Source organism: Streptomyces milbemycinicus (assembly GCF_002154605.1).
In the GTDB taxonomy this organism is placed as follows: Bacteria; Actinomycetota; Actinomycetes; order Streptomycetales; family Streptomycetaceae; genus Streptomyces; species Streptomyces milbemycinicus.
In genome coordinates, this window is the sequence record NZ_MUNE01000672.1 from 1 (window position 1) to 21,165 (window position 21,165).

10 protein-coding genes are annotated in these 21,165 nt (G+C 70.7%); 8 read left to right on the top strand and 2 right to left on the bottom strand.

From position 1 onward, the window contains the following. The 6 genes from CCN51_RS42280 to CCN51_RS42305 all read left to right on the top strand — a co-directional run. Positions 1-2,477, top strand: a 2,477-nt coding sequence (locus CCN51_RS42280) for an amino acid adenylation domain-containing protein (RefSeq protein WP_143676072.1), incomplete at its 5' end; no start/stop codon positions are given. Positions 2,478-2,510: 33 nt separating this feature from the next. Further along, positions 2,511-3,161 carry an NADPH-dependent FMN reductase gene (locus CCN51_RS42285; RefSeq protein ID WP_014173557.1) on the top strand — a complete coding sequence of 217 codons (651 nt, stop codon included), beginning with the start codon at positions 2,511-2,513 and terminating at the stop codon, positions 3,159-3,161. Positions 3,162-3,587: 426 nt separating this feature from the next. After that, positions 3,588-4,055 carry a helix-turn-helix transcriptional regulator gene (locus CCN51_RS42290; protein WP_238545276.1) on the top strand — a complete coding sequence of 156 codons (468 nt, stop codon included), beginning with the start codon at positions 3,588-3,590 and terminating at the stop codon, positions 4,053-4,055. Between the two features lie 34 nt (positions 4,056-4,089). Beyond that, positions 4,090-5,322, top strand: a complete 1,233-nt coding sequence (locus CCN51_RS42295; protein ID WP_043486127.1) for an MFS transporter — start codon at positions 4,090-4,092, stop codon at positions 5,320-5,322. Between the two features lie 52 nt (positions 5,323-5,374). Further along, positions 5,375-6,625, top strand: coding sequence for an MFS transporter (locus tag CCN51_RS42300; protein WP_014173559.1), 1,251 nt, complete (start codon positions 5,375-5,377; stop codon positions 6,623-6,625). Between the two features lie 36 nt (positions 6,626-6,661). Further along, positions 6,662-17,272: a hybrid non-ribosomal peptide synthetase/type I polyketide synthase gene (locus CCN51_RS42305; protein WP_014173560.1), complete on the top strand. Its 10,611-nt coding sequence runs from the start codon at positions 6,662-6,664 to the stop codon at positions 17,270-17,272. Here the strand turns inward: CCN51_RS42305 and CCN51_RS42310 are convergent. Beyond that, on the bottom strand, positions 17,259-18,044 hold the full coding sequence (locus CCN51_RS42310) for a DeoR/GlpR family DNA-binding transcription regulator (RefSeq protein WP_014173561.1): 786 nt from the start codon (positions 18,042-18,044) through the stop codon (positions 17,259-17,261). The genes CCN51_RS42305 and CCN51_RS42310 overlap by 14 nt on opposite strands. Positions 18,045-18,229: 185 nt before the next feature. On the opposite strand from CCN51_RS42310, the gene CCN51_RS42315 reads away from it, so the two are divergent. Further along, positions 18,230-19,120: an SIS domain-containing protein gene (locus tag CCN51_RS42315; RefSeq protein WP_014173562.1), complete on the top strand. Its 891-nt coding sequence runs from the start codon at positions 18,230-18,232 to the stop codon at positions 19,118-19,120. An 84-nt stretch (positions 19,121-19,204) separates the two neighbouring features. Then, complete coding sequence (locus CCN51_RS42320; protein ID WP_014173563.1) at positions 19,205-20,047, top strand: class II fructose-bisphosphate aldolase; 843 nt, start codon at positions 19,205-19,207, stop codon at positions 20,045-20,047. Positions 20,048-20,057: 10 nt separating this feature from the next. On the opposite strand, the gene CCN51_RS42325 is transcribed toward CCN51_RS42320, so the two are convergent. Beyond that, the coding region (locus CCN51_RS42325) for an MFS transporter (protein ID WP_086860784.1) at positions 20,058-21,165 on the bottom strand (1,108 nt) is incomplete at its 5' end.

Below are 21,165 nucleotides of genomic sequence, written 5' to 3' on the forward strand. Positions count from 1 at the left end.
ACGAACGAGCCAACCAACTCGCCCGCTGTCTCATCCTCCGAGGCGTCGGCCCGGAACGGATCGTCGCTGTCAAGCTGCCCCGCTCCATCGAGCTGGTTGTGGCGCTCTACGCGATTCACAAGGCGGGGGCGGCGTATATGCCGATCGATCCGTCCTATCCGCAGGACCGCATCGACTACCTCCTCGAAGACGCCCAGCCAGTGCTGGTCATCGATGAGGGAACGTATGACTCGCTGAGTACACAGCAGGTTCCGGCCGCTGTGCGACTGCCCTCGCCGGGGGAGATCGACCCGCGGAGCCCCGCGTATGTCATCTACACCTCGGGTTCGACCGGCCGCCCCAAAGGCGTGGTCGTGCCGCATTCAGGCATCGTCAACCGGCTGCTGTGGATGCAGGACGAGTACGGGCTGGACGCCGACGATCGAATCCTGCAGAAGACGACATCGAGCTTCGACGTCTCGGTGTGGGAGTTCTTCTGGCCGCTGGCCGTGGGAGCCTCCCTCGTCCTGGCCAAGCCGGAGGGGCACAGAGACCCGGGTTACCTGGCGGAGCTGATCCGGGAGAAGGCGGTCACCACGCTCCACTTCGTACCGTCGATGCTCGAGGTCTTTCTTCAGCACGACGCGGTGCGAGGCTGTACGGGGCTGCGGCGGGTCTTCTGCAGCGGTGAGGCTCTGTCGGGCGACCTGGCCAGAAGGTTCCACACGACCCTGGACGCCGAGCTCCACAACCTCTACGGCCCGACGGAAGCGTCGGTGGACGTGACGTATTGGCGGTCCACACCGCTCCACACCGATGGGGCGACGGTGCCGATCGGTCGTCCGGTGGCGAATACGCGGATGTTCGTGCTGGATTCTGGGTTGCGGCCGGTGCTGCCGGGTGTGGTGGGCGAGCTGTATATCGCGGGTGCACAGCTGGCTCGGGGGTATCTGGGGCGGGCCGGGCTGTCCGCCGAACGCTTTGTGGCGTGTCCATGGGGGCCTGCGGGCGAGCGGATGTATCGGACTGGCGATTTGGCCCGGGGGTCGGCCGATGGAGTGCTGGAGTACATGGGCCGCGCCGACGATCAGGTGAAGGTACGGGGCTTCCGTATCGAGCCGGGCGAGGTGGAGGCCGCGTTGATGGCCTGCGCCGGAGTGGTCCGGGCTGTCGTGGTGGCGCGGGAGGACCGGCCCGGGGATCAGCGTCTGGTCGGCTATGTGGTGCCGGCAGTAGGTACGGCGCTCGAGGGAGTAAGTGTCCGTGCCAGGCTGGCCGCGCGGCTGCCGGAGTTCATGGTGCCCTCCGTGGTGATGGTCCTCGAGCAACTGCCACTCACACCGAACGGCAAACTGGACCGACGAGTGCTTCCGGCACCCGAGTACGCGGTGGCCGGATCGAGCCGCGCGGCTGCCACACCAACAGAGGCGTGGCTGGCGGAAGTGTTCGCCGAGGTGCTGGGGGTGGACGCGACTCGCATCGGCGCGGAGGAGAGCTTCTTCGATCTGGGCGGCCACTCCCTCCTCGCGGCCCGGCTGATCAGCCGCATCCGTACCGGACGAACCGTAGAACTCGGCATCCGTACGCTGTTCAACACGCCCACAATCGGCGGGCTCGCTGCACTCATCGACTCCGACACGGTCGGTGCGGACGCCATCGAGGCGGCTGATCCGCTGGCGGTGATGTTGCCACTGCGCGCCGGCGGTCATAGACCTCCGGTGTTCTGTATCCACCCGGCGGTCGGCATCGGCTGGGTCTACTCGGGTCTGTTGAGGTATTTGGACGCCGACACTCCGCTCTACGTCCTCCAGTCGCCGATGCTCTCCGACCCGGCCGAGCGCCCCGCCAGTCTCGTCGAGATCGCCGAGACATACATCAGCCAGATGAGGAAGGTGCGGTCGACCGGTCCGTACCACCTCGTCGGCTGGTCCTTCGGCGGCGGTGTGGCGCAGGAAATCGCCGCGCGGCTGCAGTCGGAAGGCGATGAGGTCGGGCTTGTCGCCGTTCTCGACGGTTATCCGGTCACACCGGAGGAGCTGACGGTCGAGACATCGGGTCTCGGTGCTCTTCTGGACTCGGTGGGCATGCTGCCGGCGTCGAGAGGCGCCGCGGGTGAGGGTATTGGGCGGGCCGCAGTTGATGACCGTTCGCCCGATATCGACGAGCAGCAGTTCCTCGGTCTCGCGGCGGAGCCGGGCAGCCCGCTATCGCTTCTCCCGGCACGGGCGCTCGCGCTGCTCCCGCGGGTGTTCGCCACCCATGTCGCTCTGTCCGGGGCGATCAGCGGCCGCGTCTTCGGTGGTGATCTGCTCTTCTTCTCCGCCGCGCTGGACAGAGGGGACGGACGGCCGACTCCGGATGCGTGGCGTCCATACGTAGCCGGGGCCATCGACGTGACCGACGTACCCGTCGCACACGGAGCCATGACCGGCCCCGATGCGCTTGCGGTCATCGGTCCGGTACTGGCGGCGCGGCTTCGAACGACGGTATCGGCCTGAACGAGTCGCCTACCGGCGGATGTCAGAGGACTTGTGGCGCAGGAAGAGAGGGAGGGCATCGTGCCGGAAGCGGTTCAGGTAGTGGGAATCGGCGGGTCCAACAGGGCGGGCTCGACTGCGGAGAAGGCCTTGCGCATCGCCCTCGCCGCGGCTGTCCGCCGAGGCGCGCGAGTGAAGCTGATCAGCGGGCCCGACCTCGTGATGCCGTTGTACGAATACGCGGCGGCAGAACGGTCCGAACGGGCGAAAGCACTCATTGAAGCCGTCTCGTCGGCGGACGGCCTGATTATCGCCACGCCCGCCTACCATGGCTCGATGTCGGGAATGGTGAAGAACGCTCTCGACTACATGGAGGAACTGCGTTCGGACCGACGGCCGTACTTCTCGGGGCGAGCCGTGGGCTGTATATCAGTCGCCGGAGGTTGGCAGGCGTCGGCGTCGGCGGTCTCCGCGCTACGGACAACCGTTCACGCGCTGCGTGGGTGGCCCACTCCGCTCGGGGTCACGATCAATACGGAGACCACTTCGTTCGACGTCGACGGCCGGGTGCAGGATCCACAGGTGGCCGAACGCCTTGAACTGGTGGCCGAACACGTCGTCGAGTTCGCCTTGATGCGGCAGTCGTTGAGGGCGCAACAGATGGAAACACCCACGCTGCGGGAGCTTGCCCCCGCACAGATCTGACCAGCGTGGGCACTTATTGCCAAAGCCCTTGACACCCCCGCGGGCGGCACTTTAGCTTTCGGGACGACGCTCAATAATACTGATCCATGACCAGAGCGTGACCGTCAGTGGCTCAATGCAGAGCGACCGAGAGCAACTGAGAGCGGCCCGCGGGGAGCGTTCAAATCTGGACGGGGGACAGCACATTGGGACGGGTGGCCACAGAACCACACCCGAAGGCAGGATTAGCCGGGCGCGTAATGTTTCGCGCGCCCCGGAAGCGCCGCCATGCCGAAGTTTTCTGGCGTATGTTGACTTTTTCTCCACCTCACACATGCCCCCGCCCTCGCTGATGCCCTGTCACGGAGCAGGAGCCTGGGGATCGGCCTGTCTAAATCCAATGCACTAGCCCCTTGACGCGGGGCAATGTCCATGGAAGGGGATGTCGTGAGCATATCCGAGAAATCTTCCCAATTCGGGGAGATTCTTCGTGAGTATCGAATATCATGCGGAATGACACAGCAGGAGCTGGCGGACTTCTCAACACTCAGCGTGCGCGCCATCCGTGACCTTGAACGCGGGAAAGTGGCCAGACCGCGGAAGGAAACCCTGCGCCTTCTGGTAAAGGCCCTGGATCTACCCGCCGACGACCGCGAAAGATTTGAGTCACTACTGGTTTCGGCCCGCGGCAATCGATTCAGGTCGACCGCCGCCAACTCCCGGCAGCGAAATTCCCCGGTGAGCGGCCCTCACGAGGAAGCGCCGGATGTCGTACTCGCATACCTCCCCGAACGGGGCACGGCGGCACCTGAGGCACTAAACGGCGGAATCTATGCGGATGTACTGAACTCCCTGGCCAAGAACCTGAATCTGACAGGACGCCACATGGCCATCGTGGTCCTCTCGGAGAACTGAATCAGTGGACAGCGAGACGAGTGCAGGGAAGTCCGTGGCAGAAGCGGCCCGTCCAGCCACCAGCAAAACGGGCCGGCTGGGAAGACCGGTCTACCTTCTCACGATTTGCCAATTCCTCTATTACGCGGGCGTCAGCGTCGACCTGACCCTGACGGCCGTCGTCGGTCTCGAGATGGCGCCGGCCGCCGCCCTGGCAACGCTGCCACTCACCCTGATGACGGTGACCGGAACCATCGCCTCGTACGCGACCGGAATGCTCTCCGCGCGATACGGACATCGATCGGTCCTGGCCGTGGGCGCCTGCATCGCGGTGACCGGTGGTCTGGTCTCCACGCTCGCCGTCCAGACGGATTCCTTCTTCACCTTGTGCGCGGGCACCGGCATGGTCGGGGTGTACCGGTCGACGGGCGGCTACTTCCGGTTCCTCGCGGCAGACCTGGTGCCCAAGGCGTCCCGGACCAGGGCGCTGAGCACGGTTCTCTGTGGTGGCGTGGCAGCGGCGATCGTCGGTCCTTGGGCCGCGACACAGAGCAGTGGTCTCGTGGGCGCCGAGTTCGCCGGCTCCTACCTGTTGGTGTCCTGCCTGGCGTTCGCCGTCGTGCCGGTCATCCTCGCCGTACGACCCGCATCGCCTCGTCCGGCGGAAACGGATTCCGATACGGAGGAGGAAACGGCCCAAGCCACACGCGTACGCGATGTCGTGCACACCAGTGACTTCCGCAGGGCCTTCAGCTTGCTGGCGGTGTCCACGGGCGTGATGACCATGCTGATGGCCGTCGGCCCGATCGGCAGCAAACACGCCGGGCACTCCTTGTCCCAAGGGGCGATGGTCATCCAGTGGCACATGGTGGGGATGTTCGCCCCGGCGTTGTTCAGCGGCCGGCTGACCACCGCGTGGGGCCCTCGCCTGACCGGAATGCTGGGGGCGTTTCTGCTGGTCACAGGGGCCGGGATCGGTTCGCTTGGCACGGGGATGTCCGCGTTCATGCTGTCATTGGGGCTCGTGGGCGTGGGCTGGAATCTGGCGTACGTCTCCGGCAGCGCGTATGCGGTCCGTTGCTATCCGCAGGGAAAGGGCGGGCGGGTCCAGGCCACCATCGAGGGCAGCACCGCGTGTGTGGGCGCCATGGCTTCGTTCTCGGCCAACCTGGTGTTCTCCCAGTTGGGCTGGACGGGGACGAACCTCGCAGCGTTGGTCCTGCCGCTCGTGGTCTGCGTATGGCTGGCCGTCGCCCGCAGCCCCGAGCGGGAGCCGGCCACTGCCTGAACTCGCCCGCCTCGACACCGGTGCGCCCGCGGGGGGAAACTCAATGGCGAGTATGGATCGACGTTTCCGTATTCTCGTGTCCGCGTATGCGGTGTCCGGCTATGGCAACTACCTGAACCTGATCGCGCTGAGTCTGTTCACCTACGAGGTGACCGGCACCGCGCTCGGTGTCGGCGCGGCGATGGCGTTACGGCTGTTCTCCGGCTTCCTGGCGGGGCTCACCGCCGGGGCGCTCTCGGGCAGAGTCACCCGCCGGACGGTGATGATCTGGACGGATGTCGCCCAGGGCGCCGCCATGACCGTGCTGGTGCTCACCGCTTCGACCACCCCGGTGTGGCTGCTCGCCGTCGCGGTCATGGTCCTCGGTGCGGGGAACACGTTCTTCACCGTCGCCCTGCGCAGCGCGGTTCCGGTCATGGTCGGCCAGGAGGCCCGTGCCCGTGCGAACGGGCTGCTGGTCACGGCGAGGTCCCTGGCCACGGTGCTCGGCTTCGCCTCGGCCGCGCCGGTCATCGGGTTCGGTGGCTACGCCGCCGCGTTCGCAATCAATGCCGTGAGTTTCCTGTGCTCCGCGGCGGCCTTGCTGGTGCTGCGGCCGCGTACGGACGACGAGGAGCAGGAGGAGCAGGAGGGGCGGGACCTACCGGCGGATACGGCTTCCCGCGGGGGCGCCGAATCCCCGGTCCGCGCAGGCCGCGGCCTGCGCCTGTGGCGCGGGACGGCAGGTGTGCCCTCACTTGTCCTCGGCATGATCCTGCTCAGAGGCATCGACGCCCTGGCGTCCTCCTCGCACAACATCGCCCTGCCGATGGTCGCGCACTCCGCCGCCCCGGACGAACCCGCATTGTTCATGACCCGGTTCTGGGCGGCGTGGGCCGTGGGCACCGTTCTCGCCCATCTGGTGCTGAAACGCAGACAGGGCGAAGCGGCGTGGGACGAGCGTGCGTTCGCGCTCGGCACCTGCGCGATGTCGCTTTCGTTCGTGGCGGCGTTCCTTGGACTGCCCGCTTTCGCCCTGGTGGGGGCCGCCGTGTCGGCGGGGTTCGCGGACGGCTGGACCGAGATCGTCCATACCTCCCGGCTCCAGGCGGTCCCCGACCGGCAGCGCGGCCGGCTGTTCGGGCTGTCGGCGACGGCGGAGCAGTCCGGGTTCGCGGTGGGGACGGTGGCCGCCACGGCGGCTCTCGAGACGCTGCCCGCCCCGGCCGTCGTGGGCGCCTTCCACGGCGTGGCGGTGTGCGGGGGTCTGGTCCTGCTGTTGTTCACCTTCGGCCGCCGCGGCGCGGCCCGGCGCAGTCGTTGACAACCGGACAACGGGAAGATGAGGGAGAGGAAACGCATGGAACGCGTACGGGGGCAATCCTTCTGCCAGGGGCCTGAGCCGGACCGCACCGAGGACGATCCGCGCGACGCCGTGCAGGCGCTGCTGATGGCCGCCGACTCCGCCCTCGGCGGGGCCGTCGTCACCGTTGCCGCGGACGGTTCGACGACCACTCTGCCGTACCCCGAACTTCTGCTGCGGGCCCGGCGATCGCTCACCGGACTGCGCGAACACGGGTTGCGGCCCGGCGACGCGGTGGTGCTGTGCGGCCTGCCGCTGGACGAGTTCTTCCCCGCCTTCTGGGCCTGTGTGCTCGGCGCTGCCCGCCCCGTCGTCATCGCGGAGCACCCCGCCCCCGCCTCGTCGGCCCTCGAACGCCTCCTGCACGCCTGTGAGTTGTTGGACCGGCCGCTGGTGCTCAGTGACCCGGCCGGCGCGGCGGAGCTGGCGCAGTCCGCCCCCGAGCTGCGGGTCGTGGTCGCGCGGGACTGCCTGAACGCGTCGCCCGCGGATGACCACATCGAGCCGGCCGGGTCCGACACCGCCCTGCTGATGCTGTCCTCCGGCAGCACCGGCGTGCCCAAGGCCGCGCAGTTGACGCACGGTGGTCTGGCGGACTTCGCTGCCGGCGCCCGGCGGATTCTGGACGTCGGTCCGGACGACACCATGGTCAACTGGCTGCCGGTCGACCACAGCGGCGCGTTCCTGCTGTACCACATGCTTGCGGTCTTCGCCGGCTGCACCAACGTCCACGCACCGACCGAGCTGGTCCTCGCCGAGCCCCGGCGCTGGCTCGACCTCCTCGATGAGCACCGGGCACAGCACAGCTGGGCGCCGACCTTCGCCTACCAACTCGTCGCGGACGCGCTCGCCGAGCGGCCGGAGGGAAGCTGGGACCTCGGCTGCGTCAAATCCCTGCTCTGCGGGGGCGAGCGGATCGCGCTGCCGGTACTGACCCGCTTCCTCGAGGCCACAGCCGCGTACGGCATCCGGGAGGGGCACATCGTCCCGGCGTGGGGAATGGCCGAGACGGTCACGGCCGTCACCTACGGCCGGCTCGACCGGCCCGGTACCGTGCACCGCCTGCTCAAGAGCAGCCTGAGCGAACAGCTGATACGGGCCGACGAAGAAACCCCCGAGGAGGACTGCGTCACTTTCGTCGCGGCCGGAACACCGGTGCACGGCGTCATCCTGCGCATCGTCGACGATCACGGTGAACTCACGCCCGAGGGCAGAATCGGCCGCCTCCAGGTGCACTCCCCCGCCCGCCTCACCCCCGGCTATGTGAAGAACCCGGAGGCGGACGCGGCGGCCTACCCCGCCGGCCGGGACTGGCTGGACACCGGAGACCTCGCCTTCCTCGACGCGGACCAGGTCGTCATCACCGGCCGGCGCAAGGACCTGATCATCCTCAACGGACACAACATCTACTGCCACGAGGTCGAGGAGGCCGCCACCGCCGTCGCCGGTGTCCGGCAGGGGGAGGTGGCCGCCTGTGGCATCCCGCACCCGGAGCGGGGCACAGAGGAGGCGGCCGTGTTCTTCGTGAGCCGCGGCGCCGCCGAGGACGTACGGATCGCGGCCGAGGTGAAGGCCGCGCTGTTCACTCGGCTCCGGCTCACCGCGGCCCATGTCCTGCCCGTCCCGCCGGACGAGTTCCCCAGGACGCCCGCGGGGAAGGTGCGCCGTGCCGAGCTCCGGGACCGGCTGGCGGGCGGCGGATTCACCGTGGGCACGGCCACGGACCCGCACACCGGGAGGGATCCCGACGCGATCACGCGGACGGTGCGGGAGGAGACCGGCGCGGTGCTGGGCCGACCGGTGGACACGGACCTGCCGTTCTACGAACTCGGTCTGACCTCCGTGCTTCTGGTACGCCTGCGGGCCCGGCTGGAGGAGCGGCTCGGGACACGGATCCCCCAGACCGCCTTCTTCGAGCACCCCACCGCCGACGCGCTCGCCGCACATCTGTCCGGCACCGCCGGAAGGCGGGCCGAACCCGCACACACCGGCTTCGTTCCCGAAGACACCAGCGATCGGCGCATCGCGGTCGTCGGATTGTCCCTTCGCTTCCCGGGCGCACAGACGCCGGAGCAGTTCTGGGCCAACCTCCGCGACGGCGTGGACAGCGTCCGGACCTTCGGCGCGGAGGATCTCGCCGCGGCGGGCCTGCCCCCCGGGTTTCTGAGCGCCCCCGGCCTGGTGCCCGTCGCCGGAATCCTCGACGGGGTCGAGGAGTTCGACGCGGACTTCTTCGGCATGAACCCCAAGGAAGCCGAGCTCACGCACCCCGCACACAGGCTGTTCCTGGAGTGCTGCCACCAGGCGCTGGAGGACGGCGGCTATGCGGCGGCCGGACCGGGCACCCGGATCGGGGTGTTCGCGGGTTCGGGCATGCACCTCTACGACCACCAGCGGCCGTCGGCGTCCGGATCGCCCTACGACGTCAAGGACCCCGCCACCGGTATGCAGACGACCATCGGGCAGCAGCCGGACTTCCTCGCCTCTCGCGTCGCCTACCGGCTCGGGCTGACCGGCCCGGCCATCGGTGTGCAGACGGCCTGTTCCACCTCGCTGGTCGCCGTGCACCTCGCGGTCCAGGCAGTGCTGAGCGGGGACGCGGACCTGGCGCTGGCGGGCGCCGCGGCCGTGCACTTCCCTCAGAAGACCGGCTACCGCAGCCACCCCGGATCGATCCTGTCACCCACCGGGCGCTGCCGGGCCTTCGACGCGGAGGCCGACGGCACGGTCGGCGGCAACGGCGTGGCGGCGATCCTGCTCAAGCGGCTCGACCGTGCGCTGGCCGACGGCGACACCGTGCACGCGGTGATCCTGGGCTCCGCGGTCAACAACGACGGCGCGGACAAGGTCGGCTTCGGCGCACCCGGCGTCGCGGGGCAGGTCGACGTGGTACGCCAGGCGCTGCGCAGGGCGGCCGTCCCCGCCGACACGATCTCGTACGTGGAGGCGCACGGGACGGGCACCCGGCTCGGCGATCCGGTGGAGATGGAGGCGCTCGCCCGGGCCCTCGGCGAGGGCACCGAACGCAGAGGATTCTGCACGGTCGGCTCGGTGAAGCCGAACATCGGGCACCTCGACAGCTGCGCCGGAATGGCAGGACTGATCAAGACGGTGTTGATGCTGCGGCACCGCACCCTGGTGCCCACACCGCATCTGACCCGGCCCAATCCCGAACTCCGCCTGGAAGACAGCCCGTTGACGCTGGCCACTGAGCTGAGGCCCTGGTCGCCACCGCGTGGTGTGCCGCGCCGGGCCGGAGTCAGCGCCCTCGGTGTCGGCGGCACCAACGCCCATGTGGTGCTGGAGGAGCCTCCCGCACCATCGGCGACTTCGACGGCGGCGCCCGAGCTGCCCGTACTCGTGCCGGTGTCGGCCCGCGACGCACAGGCCCTGGACGAACTCACGGGCCGGCTCCGCGACCGCCTGCGGCAGCAGCCAGAGCTCGCGGCCACGAGCGTGGCGGCCACCATGGCACTCGGCAGACCGCACCGCGCGGTACGGACCGCGGCCGTCGGCCGGACGGCCGAAGAGCTCGCCCGCGCGCTGGAGGAGCAGCGGGCGCCGCAGGGCCCCCTTGGGCTGCTTGCGTTTGCCTTCCCGGGACAGGGCAGCGCCCGCCCCGGTATGGCGAGCGGACTCTACGCCGCGTACCCCGCCGCCCGGCGCGTACTCGACCGGTGCGAGGAGATCTACGCCGGAGAGTTCGGTGGAACCCTGCTGCCACTCCTCCTGGTGGAGCCGTCGGCCGAGAGCGAGATCTGGCCCACCGAGACGGCTCAGGCCGCCCTGTTCGCCCACCAGTCGGCGCTCGGCGAGATATGGCGCGCCGCCGGCGTCCGCCCCGCGCTGCTGCTGGGCCACAGCATCGGCGAGTACGCGGCGCTGTACGCGGCCGGCGCGCTGACGCTGGAGGAAGGGCTGCGGCTCACCGCGTGGCGCGGGCGCCTGATGCACCGGGCCTGCCCGGCCGGCGGGATGCTCGCGGTCCGCGCCGACACGCGGACCGCGCGGCGCATCGCCGGTGCCGCCGGTGCCGAAGTGGCCGCGGTCAACGGCCCGCGCGCTCAGGTGATCTCGGGTTCGCGGCAGGCCCTGGACGAGGCGGCACTCCTGCTTGATCAGGAGGGGCTGCGCTGGCGGGCGCTGCCCGTCGACCGGGCCTACCACTCGGCCGCGATCGAACCGGCGCTGCGTGAATTCCGCGCTCGAGCCGAGAAGGTGACGTACCGTCCGCTGCACACCCCGCTGGTGACCGCCGCCGACGGAGAGGTGCGCCGCGCGGGCTGGACCGTCGACGCGGACTACCTCTGCCTCCAGGCGCGGCAGCCGGTCCGCTTCGACCTGGCCATGGCCAAGGCCGTCGCGCAGGGGTGCGAGGACTTCGTGGAGATCGGGGCCGGGGCCACCCTCACCGGCCTCGGCCGGCACTGCGCACCCGCGAGCCGCTGGACAGCCGGGCAGGGTGACGGCGACGGGGCGGCGGTACAGACCCACGGGCTGCTCACCGCGCTCGGCGCGCTCTATCGCAGGGGAGCCGAGCTTGACTGGCGTGCGCTCACCCACGGCGGGGGCCGGGTGTCACTGCCGGGGCACCCGCTGCGGCGACGCCCGGTGACGGCCCCGGTGGCGGTCCCGGTGACGGCCCCGGTCCCGCGAACGCCCTCGCCGCCCTCCGCCACGAAGGTGCCGGTCGCAGCGAGCGAACTCATCGACGCGGTCATGGAGCTGACCGCGGGCAAGCTCGGCAGAGACGCGGCCGACATCACGCCCGACAAGTCGTTCTTCGAGCTCGGCGCGGACTCGCTCTCTCTGATGGGCATGACTGCGGAGCTGGAACAGCGGTACGGGGTACGCGTTCCGGTTCGAGAGCTGTTCGACTCGGCTGACACACCGCGCAGGCTGGCCGAACGTCTGGCGCGGCCCGGTGGGGATCCGGCCAAACCGACGGAGACATTCCAGGAAGCAGGGACACAGGAGGCAGGGGCACAGGAAGCGGGGACACAGGAAGCAGCGCCATCCCGGACAGGTGCGGCATCCCCGACTCCGCACCCCGTCCCAGCGGCCCTCACCACCCCCGCGCCGTCCCCGGGATGCGACTTCAGTCTGTACTTCTTCGGCGACTACCCCGAGGACGCCGACCGCGACAAGTACGGGCTGATCATGGCGGCCGCGGAGTTCGCCGACCGGCACGGCTTCCACGCCTTGTGGTTCCCGGAGCGCCACTTCAACTCCTTCGGCGCGCTCTTTCCCAATCCCTCGGTACTCGCTGCCGCGCTCGCGGCCAGGACCAGCCGCGTCCGTCTGCACGCCGGTTCGGTGGTGCTGCCGCTGCACCACCCGGTCCGGGTCGCCGAGGAATGGTCGGTCGTCGACAACATTTCCGGTGGCAGGGCGGGCCTGTGCGTGGCGAGCGGCTGGCACGCCACAGACTTCGCGCTCGCCCCGCAGCACTTCGGCCGACACCGCGAAGTGATGTACGAGCAGCTGGCGACCCTGCGGCAGCTGTGGTCGGGGCGGCCACTCGCGATGACCGCGGGAGACGGCGAGCCGGTCGAGATACGGCTGCACCCCCGTCCCGTGCAGGAGCGGCTTCCCCTGTACGTGGCAGTGGTGGGCAACCCGGACAGCTACCGCCGGGCGGCCGCGGAGGACCTGGGCGTGGTCACCAATCTGATGACGCAGACCGTCGAGCAACTGGCCGAGAACATCGCCCTGTACCGGCGCACCCGCGCCGAGCACGGCCTCGATCCGGCGGCGGGCCGGGTCGTGGTGCTCGTACACACCTACCTCGGCGACGACGCGGAACGAGCACGGGCCGAGGCGTACCGCCCCTTCATCTCCTACCTGCGCTCTTCGCTGTCCCTCTTCGACCAGGTCACCAACAGCCTGGGCTTCGAGGTCGATCTGGACAGCGCCCCCGAGGACGACGTGGAGTTCCTGCTCGGCCGCGCCTACGAGCGCTATTGCGACTCCCGCGCCCTGATCGGCGATGAGCACAGTGCCGCCGGGACGGTGCGCCGGCTGGTGGCCGCCGGGGTGGACGAGATCTCCTGCTTCGTCGATTTCGGCGTCCCGGCCCAGCGGGTTCTGGCGGCGCTGCCCGTGCTCGACCGGGTACGCCGCCGGGAGCGGCCCAGGGCGCGGGAGCGGGCCGCCCTCGCGCCGATGCGGTTGCCGCTGTCGCCGGCGCAGCGCCGCATCTGGTTCCTGGAGCAGCTGCACCCCGGCACCAGCATGTACCACGAGCCCAAGGCGATCCGCCTGGACGGCCCGCTGAACGTCCCGGCGCTGCAGTGGGCGTTGCGGCGGGTCGCGGAGCGGCATCCGGCGCTGCGCTCGGTGTTCGGGGTCACCGACGGAGTGCCGTACCGGGAGATACGCGACCGGATGCGGCTCGAGTGTCCGGTCGAGGACCACAGTGGAGCGACGGAGGAAGAGGCGCTGCGCGCCGCGCTGGAGACGGAGGGGCGCCGGATCCTGGTCCTGGACACCGGCCCGCTGGTCAGGGCCCGGCTGCTGCGCCTGTCGGAAGAACGGCATGTGCTCTTCCTGCTGGTCCATCACATTGTCTTCGACTCTTCCTCCACGGTGGTCCTGGTCCACGACCTCGCCACCTACTACCGCGCCTGGCCGAACGGCGAGTCCGCACTGCCGCACCTCACCGAGGCACCACCGTCCGGCAGGCCGAACCCCGCCGAGCTCACCGAATCCCTCGAGTTCTGGCAGCGGGAGCTGAGCGGCGCCCCACAGCTCTCCCTCCCCACCGACCGGCCCCGCCCGCCGGTGAGATCGGGATCGGGGGCGAGCCTCACCCATGAGCTGGGCGGCGAACTCGTCGGCAGGCTGCGGACGTTCGCCGCCGCACACCGCGCCACCCTCTTCATGACGCTCACCAGTGCCATCGGCGCGGTGCTCGGCCGGTTCAGCGGGCAACAGGACGTGGTCCTCGGTACGGCGGTCGCCGCCCGGCCGACGGGCGCCGAGCACCATGTCGGTCTCTTCCTCGACACCGTCGCCCTGCGGCTGGACCTCACCGGCGACCCGGACTTCCCGACGCTGCTGCACCGGGTGCGGCAGCGGAGCACCGCGGCGTACGAACACCGCGGCGTCCCCTTCGACGAGTTGGTCGGCGCGTTGAACCCGCACCGCGACCCCAGCCGCAATCCGCTCTTCCAGGTGATGGTGGAGTACGAGAACGAGGGCGAGGTGGACTTCGATCCGCCCCGGCTGACATCCACGCTCCTGGACATGCCGAGTGCCCGCGCCCCGTTCGACCTCAGTCTCTATCTGACGCATCACCGCGACGGCCTGCGGTTCATGGTCGAGTACGACACGGCTTTGTTCGACGAGAGCACCGTGCGGCGATTCGTGGACTACGTGGAGCAGACGCTGCGCCGCGCACTCGACGTCCCCGGCGCACCGCTCGGCGAGCTGACCGCTGTCACCGGGGCCGACCGCGACACCCTGGCCCGGCTGGGACACCAGGACGAGCAACTTCCCGCCCCCGAGGACACCTTGAGCGCGTTGTTCGAGCGGCAGGTACGCCGGACCCCGGATGCCGTCGCGCTGATCGGCAGCGAACAGCACGCCAGCTACGGGGAGTTGGATACGCATGCCAACCGGCTCGCCCGGCAGCTGCGCGCCCGGGGCGCGGTGCGAGGGGAGCGCGTGGCGGTGCTTCTGCCGCGCGGCCCGCAGCTGATCACCGCCCTGCTGGGCGTGCTCAAGAGCGGCGCCGCGTATGTGCCCCTCGACCTCTCCGTGCCCACCCCGCGACTCGCCGGGCTCCTCGACGACTGCACCCCCGTCCTGCTGCTGACCTCGGACGCCGCCCTGGCACTCCACCCGGACCTCGCGGCACGGCTGCCCGTACAGCTGGCCGAGGAGGTCGACGACACGCTCCCTGGCGACCCCGTTCAGGACGGGGCCGGGCCCGAGGATCCCGCCTACTGCATCTACACCTCGGGCTCGACCGGCCGCCCCAAGGGCGTTGTCGTCCCCCACCGCGGCCCGGTCAACCTCGTCCGTGGACACCTTCAGCGGCATCCGGCGCTGCGTACCCTGCAGTGGACCTCGCCCGCGTTCGACGTCAGCGTGCAGGAGATCTTCACCACGCTGGCCTCGGGAGCCGCGCTCGTACTGATCGACGACGAGGTACGGCACGATCCCGCGGCCCTGGCCGAACTGGTGCGGCGCCATGAGGTGCAACGGATGTTCATGCCCTGCACCCCACTGAAGTATCTGATCGGGACCGGGCCTCAACTGCCGTCCCTGCGCGAGCTGGTCTCGGCCGGTGAAGCACTCCAGCTCACCGGCGCCTTCCGCCGCTTTCTCGCCGCGCATCCGCGGTGTGCGCTGTACAACCAGTACGGGCCCACGGAGGCCTCGATCATCGTCTCCTCGCACCTGGTCGACCCGGGCGGCGAGGAGTGGCCATCGATCGGCACTCCGGTGCCCGGTGCACGGATCTCGCTGCTGGACGACGCCGGGCGGGAGGTGCCCGTGGGCGCCGTCGGCGAGATCTGCGTGGGCGGCGTGCCGGTCGCTCACGGCTACCACGCCCGGCACGAGGAGACCGCCGCCGCCTTCCACGACGACGGCGTGGGCGGGGTGCGGTACCGGACGGGAGACCTCGGGCGCTGGCGTACCGACGGCACCCTTCACTACTGTGGCCGGGCCGACGACCAGGTGAAGATCCGTGGATACCGGGTGGAGCCCGGCGAGATCCAGGCGGCGCTGACCGCACTCCCCGACGTACGGGATGCGGCCGTCGTACCCCGTCGCGACCGGCACGGCGACACGGAACTGGTCGCCTATGTAGTGCCCACGATCTCAGCGCCCTCGGCGGCCGATACCGGGCGGCTGCGCACCGCGCTCTCCACCGAACTCCCCGACCATCTGGTGCCGCGCCACTGGGTGTGCCTGGAGCGGCTTCCCGTGAACGCCTCCGGCAAGCTGAACCGTGGTGCCCTGCCCGAGCCCGCCGCCGACGGCGAGGCCCGGGAGGCCGATGCCGGGCCCGTCACCCCCCTGGAGAAGGCTCTGCATGACCTGTGGTGCGATGAACTCGGTGCGCGACGGATACCGTTGACAACTTCCTTCTTCCGGCTCGGCGGCCACTCCCTGAGCGCGATCAGACTGCTGAACCGGATGCGGGACCGTCTGGGCATCGACCTCGCCATGGCCGACTTCTTCCTTGACCCGACCATCCGGGGCGTCGTGGCCCGCCGCGAGCCCGCCCCCGCGCACGAGGTGGTGGACACCGTGCCGATGCCGTCCACCATGCGCCGCCTTTGGCGGCGCCACCACGAACGCGCCGACCCGAGCGTCTACAACGTCGCCCACCGCATCGACCTGCGGGGCGATCTGGATCCCGGGGCCCTGGCCGGGGCCCTGGAAGACCTGGTGGGGCGCCATCACGCGCTGCGCAGCCGGGCAGTGCGGCGCGACGACGGCAAGGGCGACGGCAAGGGCGACGGCGAGTACGTCGTCGAGGTGCTGGCCGAGGCGCCCGTGGACCTGTCGGTCACCGACCTCTCCGCACCCGCCGAGGACACCGCCTCCGTCGAGAGGTGGTGCCAGGAACAGGCGTCCCGCGCGTTCGCGATGGATCGGGCACCGCTGTTCCGCTTTCGTCTGGCGCGTCTCGGGGCGGACCGCTGGGTGCTGGTGACCGTGTTCCACCACGCGATCTGCGACGGCTGGTCCATGGGGCTCATCTGGCGTGACCTGCGGGAGCTGTACAACGCGCGGCGGGCCGACACTGATGCCCACCTGCCCGCTCTCACCACACAGTTCGTGGATGTCGCGCTGGCGGAGCACGAGCTGAGCGACGAGCGCAGGGCGGAACTCGAGCGGTTCTGGCGTACGGAACTCGACGGTGCGCCACTGAGCGTGGCCCTGCCCTGCGACCGGCCGAGGCCCGAGATGCTGTCCGGGCGGGGCGCCCTGCACACCGTGGTCGTCGACGGCGAGACTCCCCGCCGGATCGGGGACACCGCGACGCACCTGGGCACGACCCCGTACGCAGTGCTGGCGGCGACGTTCGCCATCTGGCTGGCCGGGGTGTGCGGCGAACCCGGCGACGTGGTGCTGGCCGCGTCCAGCGCGAACCGCCTGCGCCCCGAGCGATCCGACGTGGTCGGGCTGTTGGGCGACGCCGTCCTCCTGCGCGCGCGGATCGGCGAGGCCCGGACCTTCGCGGACCTCGTGGCACAACTCGGCGGGACGCTGTTCACCGCGCTCGACCACCAGGAACTGCCGCTGACCGACGTGGCCGAGCTGGCCTCGCCCGGAACCGGGGACACACTGTTCCCCGCCGTGCTGTTCACCGTCGTCACCACGCCACCGCCCGCTCTGGACCTGCGGTCGGTATCGGCCTCGGTGCGCGCACTGCCCATGTCGGGGGTGGCGCGGAATGAACTGTACGTCGTCCTGCAGCCCCAGGACGATGCCATCACCGTGACGTTCGAGTACTCCACGGACCTGTTCACGCAGGCCACCGTCGAGGAGTGGAGTATGGGCTTCACCCGGCTCCTCGGGGAGGTCACGAAGAACCCGGAGCGTGTTCTGCGGACCCTGGCCCGGACGGCTGTCAGGCCCGGATGACCCGGATGTCGGCCTCGGTGAACCGGGCGACGAGTTCGTCCGGGGCACCGGTGTCGGTGACCAGCACATCGATCTCGTCGATCGCGCAGATGCGGGCGAACGCCCGGTGGCCCAGTTTGGTGCTGTCGGCCACCACGATCACCCGCTCCGCGCGACGGGCCATCAGGTGGTTGATGCTCGCCTCGCCCTCGTGGTGGGCGGTGGCGCCCTGGGTCAGGTCCAGCGCGTCCACGCCGATGACCGCCACATCGAGGGAGACCTGGTCGAGCACCCCGGTGGCCAGCGGGCCCATCAGCTCGAAGGACTGGGGGCGGGCGACCCCGCCGGTGAGCACGATCTTGATCTGTGGGCGCACCGCCAGCTCACCGGCGATGTTCAGCGCGTTCGTCACAATGGTTACGGCGGGGGCGCCGCCGGGTGCGGTCAGATCCGCGCGGGTGGCGATGGCACGGGCCGCCTCGGTCGTCGTGGTCCCGCCGTTGAGGCCGACGATCGCGCCGGGGTCGATCATCTGGGCGACGGCGGCGCCGATCCGCTGCTTCTCGGACGCGCGCCGGGCGGTCTTGTAGCGCAGCGGCAGGTCGTACGACACGTTGTGCGCCACCGCGCCGCCACGCGTACGGGTGAGCATCTGCTGTCGGGCGAGTTCGTCGAGGTCGCGGCGGATCGTGGCGGTGGACACCGCGAGCTCGGCCGCCGCCTCTTCGAGGTCGATCTTGCCGTCCCGGGCCAACAGCTCCAGCAGGGCGTTCCAGCGCTCGGGCCGTTTCACACCGTCTCCCTCACCCCGTCGTCACCCGCGTCACCCGCGCTCGCCCCGTTGTCACAGGCGCGGTTCACCCTACCGCGCCCGAGGGTGAACGCTGGACTTCTGTGCAAAATCATGCGCATTATCGGCCCGTACGATGCAACTCACATCACGCCGCCTGCTCATTCATGCATGACAAGGGGAGCCGTATGAGCTACACCGAGGCCGAGATCGCCAGCCAGCCGGACTGCTGGCGCCGCGCCGCGGATCTGGTCCGGGAGCCGGGCGGAGCGGTGCGGGAGGCGCTGCCGCGGGCGGGTGAGCGGGTCGCCGTGGTCGGGTGCGGCACGTCCTGGTTCATCGCCCAGTCGTACGCGGCGCTGCGGGAATCAGCGGGTCAGGGGGAGACGGACGCGTTCGCCGCCTCGGAGATGCCATCGGGCCGCCGCTACGACCGGGTGCTCGCGCTGTGCCGGTCCGGCACCACGACCGAAGTGCTCGAACTGCTCCGTCGCTTGCGCGGCACCGCGCCGACCACGGTGGTCACCGCCGTGCCCGGCTCCCCCGTGACCGAGGTGGCGGACTCGGTGGTCCTGCTCGACTTCGCCGACGAGGAGTCCGTCGTCCAGACCCGCTTCGCGACCACCGAGCTCGTCCTGCTCCGGGCCCACCTGGGCGCGTCGCCGGCCCATCTGGAGGCCGACGGGCGCGCCGCCATCGCCGCGCCGGTGGCCGACGGACTGCTGGACGCCGAGCAGTTCACCTTCCTCGGGCGGGGCTGGACGTACGGGCTGGCGCAGGAGGCCGCGCTCAAGATGCGCGAGGCTGCGGGGGCGTGGACCGAGGCCTATCCGGTGATGGAGTTCCGGCACGGCCCGATCAGCGTCACCGGCCCCAAGAGCGTGGTGTGGTGGCTCGGCGAGGGCGACTGCGGCCTGGAGGAGGAGATCGCGGCTGCCGGCGGCCGGCTGGTCGGGGACGGGCGGGACCCGGTGGCCGAGCTGGTGGCGGTGCAGCGGCTCGCTGTCGCGATCGCCCAGGCCCGCGGCCTCGACCCGGACCGGCCCCGGCATCTGACCCGCTCGGTGATCCTCGGGTGACCGCGCGGCCCGGCGCGCTGCCGGGCCGCCGCACAGTACAGAGACCGGGACAACAGACCAACGAGCAGCGGAAGGAGCCGGGCCATGCCGCTGGTGGCGACCGGCGAAATCGTCGGACCGGCCGTACGGGCCGGGCTCGGCGCGGGGGCGTTCAACGTCATCCAGATCGAGCACGCCCAGGCGATCGTCGCCGGGGCGGAGGCGGCCGGGGCGCCGGTCATCCTGCAGATCAGCGAGAACGCCGTGCGATACCACGGGGCGCTGGCCGCCATCGGGCGCGCGGCCGTGGAGGTCGCGGCCGCGGCCCGGGTGCCGGTCGCCGTGCATCTGGACCACGCGACCGAACCGGCCCTGGTGCGGGAGGCGGTGGGGCTCGGGTTCGGGTCGGTGATGTTCGACGCCTCCGCGCTGGACTACGAGGCCAATGTGGCGGCCACCGCCGAGGTCGCCGCCGACTGCCACGCCCGAGGTGTGTGGGTGGAGGCGGAGCTGGGAGAGGTGGGCGGGAAGGACGGAGTCCACGCTCCGGGGGCCCGTACGGACCCGGCCGAGGCCGCCGCTTATGTCGCGGCGACCGGTGTGGACGCGCTCGCGGTCGCGGTGGGCACCTCCCATGCGATGGTCGTCAAGGAGGCGGTGGTGGACCTCGGGCTGGTGGCGGACCTGCGCGCGGCCGTACCCGTACCGCTGGTGCTGCACGGCTCCTCCGGGGTGCCCGAGGCGGATCTGACTCGGGCGGTCGAGGCGGGCCTGACGAAGGTGAACATCGCCACCCATCTCAACGTCGCCTACACGCGGGCGATCCGCGACCATCTCGCCGCCCACCCCGAGGTTGTCGACCCGCGCCGCTATGTCGCGAAGGCCCGCGACGCGGTGGCGCGCGAGGTGGCCCGCCTGCTCCCGCTGCTGCGGGCCGTCGCGCCCTGACGCGGTCGGTCTATCGCTCGCCGTCCCGGAACCAGATGACCACCACGGCGGACAGGACCGCGACGACGGCAGCGATGACGCCGAAGCCCACCGACATCGCATCCGTGAAGGCCGTGACCGCGCGGGTGTGCGCGGCGGGCCCGAGGTGCCGCGCGGCCGTGAGCGCCTGGCCCGGGGAGGAGGCGTGTTCCGCCAGGGACGGCGGCAGCCGGTCGGTGAAGCGGCCCGTGAGCACGGTGCCCATGACCGCCACCCCGAGCGCGCTGCCGACCTCCCGGGACGCGCTGCCCAGGCCCGAGCCGAGGCCGGCCCGGCTGGGCGGCAGAGCGCCCATGATCGCCACGGACAGCGTCGGCAGCGACAGGCCCATGCCCACGGCCATGACCAGCAGGACCAGCGCGTACAGCGGATACGGGGTGCCGGCGTCGGTGAACGTCAGCAGAGCCAGCCCGGCGGCGAGGATGCCAAGACCCACGGCGATCACCCGCCGGGCGCCGAACCGCCCGGCCAGCGCGACGCTGCGGCCGGACACCGCCAACATGCCGATGGCCAGCGGCCCGATGGCCAGTCCGGTCAGCGCGGGCGAGTACCCCTTGGCGTACTGCAGATACTGGGCGTTGACGAAGAACAGCGCGAAGAGGCCGAAGAAGGAGAGGGTCACGCCCAGCGTCCCGGCCCGCAGCCGGGGAATGGCGAAGACCCGCGGGTCGATCAGCGGGTGTGCGGCGCGCAGCGCGTGGACCACGAAGCCGGTGAGCACGACGGCCGCGGCGCCGAGCGCGCCCAGGACGCCGGCCGAGGTCCAGCCCCGCTCGGGTCCTTCGATGACGCCGTAGAGCAGGGCCACGAAGCCGAGGACGAGCAGCGCGGTGCCGGGCAGATCGGGGTGGGCGGGGTGGCGCTCGCCCCGGGGCGCGAACCGCGCGGTGAGCGCGAGCAGCACCAGCGCGAGCGGGGCCATCGCCCAGAACAGCCCCTGCCACGGCAGATATTGGAGCGCCAGGCCGCCGCCGAAGTTGCCGACCATGCCGGCGGCGCCGGTCGCGGCCGTCCATACGGCGATGGTGTGCGGCCGCCGCTCGGGCGGGGCGGACTGGATGGCCAGCGACAGCGTGGCG

Coding starts and splice junctions, on each gene's coding strand:
- CCN51_RS42300 (WP_014173559.1), top strand. CDS start 5,375: ATGGATCGACGTTTCCGTATTCTCGTGTCCGCGTATGCGGTGTCCGGC.
- CCN51_RS42305 (WP_014173560.1), top strand. CDS start 6,662: ATGGAACGCGTACGGGGGCAATCCTTCTGCCAGGGGCCTGAGCCGGAC.
- CCN51_RS42315 (WP_014173562.1), top strand. CDS start 18,230: ATGAGCTACACCGAGGCCGAGATCGCCAGCCAGCCGGACTGCTGGCGC.
- CCN51_RS42320 (WP_014173563.1), top strand. CDS start 19,205: ATGCCGCTGGTGGCGACCGGCGAAATCGTCGGACCGGCCGTACGGGCC.